Consider the following 1,139-nt stretch of genomic DNA (forward strand, 5'->3'; position numbering starts at 1 on the left):
CCGCTACAAGCTCAACCACCTGCACCTGCACCTCACCGACGACCAGGGGTGGCGGATCGCGGTCGACTCCTGGCCCCGGCTGGCCGAGGTCGGCGGGGCGGGCGAGGTGGGCGACGGTCCGGGCGGGCACTACAGCCACGACGACTACCGGCGGATCGTGGCCTACGCCGCCGAGCGGCACGTCACCGTGGTGCCGGAGATCGACCTGCCGGGGCACACCCACGCGGCGCTGATCGCGTACGGCGAACTGGCCCCGGACGGCGTCGCGCCGCCGCCGTACACCGGCACCGAGGTCGGCTTCAGCTACGTCGACCCCGACAGCGAGCGGACGTACGAGTTCGTCGCCGACGTGCTGGGCGAGATCGCGACGCTCACCCCCGGGCCGTGGCTGCACATCGGGGGCGACGAGGCGTTCAAGGTGCGCCCCGACGCGTACGCGGCCTTCGTCGAGCGGACCCAGCGGATCGTCGCCGGGACCGGCAGGACGGTGGTGGGCTGGCACCAGATCGCGCCCGCGGCGCACGCCGAGGGGCGGGTGCTCCAGTGGTGGGGCACCGAGGTCGGGGATCCGGTCACGGCGGACGCCGTCCAGCGGGGAGCGCGGCTCATCCTCTCCCCCGGCAACCACGCCTACCTCGACATGAAGTACGCCTTGGACACCCCCATCGGGCACGACTGGGCGGGCCTGATCGACGTGCGGCGGTCGTACGACTGGGATCCCGGCGCCCACGTGACCGGCGTGCCGGCCGACGCGGTGCTCGGGGTGGAGGCGCCCCTGTGGACCGAGTCGGTCACCTGCCTGGCCGAGGTCGAGTTCATGCTCTTCCCGCGCCTGCCCGCGATCGCCGAGCTGGGCTGGTCGCCCCGCGTGACGCACGACTGGTCCGGGTTCCGCGATCGACTGGCCGGGCACGGCCCGCGCTGGGCCGCGGCCGGCATCGCCTTCCACCGCTCGCCGGAGATCCCCTGGCCCGCCGAGCCACCGGCACCAGTCGCGCCACCGGCACTCGTCGAGCCACCGGCTTCCGCAGCGCCACCGGCACCCGCCGCGCCACCAGCATCGGCCGCGCCGAAGGCAGCGATCCCCACCCAGCCCGAGCCACCGGCACCCCCCGGATCGCACGAGGCGGCCCTCACCC

Annotated in this window: 1 protein-coding gene; it reads left to right on the top strand. The window is 74.8% G+C overall.

Annotated features, from left to right (window positions below):
• On the top strand, positions 1–1,139 hold a 1,139-nt coding region (locus ACSNN9_RS28500), incomplete at both ends, for a family 20 glycosylhydrolase (RefSeq protein WP_436676395.1).

This window comes from Micromonospora sp. URMC 107 (genome assembly GCF_051386315.1).
Taxonomy (GTDB): Bacteria; Actinomycetota; Actinomycetes; order Mycobacteriales; family Micromonosporaceae; genus Micromonospora.